The following is a 460-nucleotide window of genomic DNA, read 5'->3' as shown; positions in this document are numbered from 1 at the left end:
CAATGCTGGCCGCGTCCAGATTACCGCCGGCAATGGTCAGGTTATCACTGTCACTGACAAGGCTACCGGCCACCAGTTGGCTATTGATGTGCGTCACGCTCTGGCTGTCGCTGCTGCTTTGGTTGGCGTTGACTCCACCACTCACACTGCCATTGGTGATGCCATAGCTGGCATTGACCCCTTCACTGTGGCTTTCCGTGCTTTCGGTGAGGGTGTTTTTGCCAGCAGTGATGTTGATGTTTTGGGCATTCAGAGCAAGCTGACCGCCAGTAGCGACGTTCGACCCTTCGATGTTGAGGTTGTTGTCACTGGTTAGGCGGGTATTGCCACCCACATTAATATTAGAACCGTTCCAAGTACCTTGGCTGCTGGTGGTGCTGGTCGTGTCAGTTTGGGTGGTAACACCACCATTAATAGTAAAGCCATAGGTGGCAGTGCTGGCAGCAGCAGTGGCACCTGC

General features: G+C 54.1%; 1 protein-coding gene. It reads right to left on the bottom strand.

Features of this window, described 5'->3' with window-relative positions:
- Positions 1-460, bottom strand: a 460-nt coding sequence (locus tag ACXAH2_RS17180) for a hemagglutinin repeat-containing protein (protein WP_475080171.1), incomplete at both ends; no start/stop codon positions are given.

It is taken from the genome of Marinomonas sp. ABL3_031 (assembly GCF_056161265.1).
Note: the sequence above shows the minus strand (reverse complement) of the source record. Positions and strands in the feature narration are given on the sequence as shown.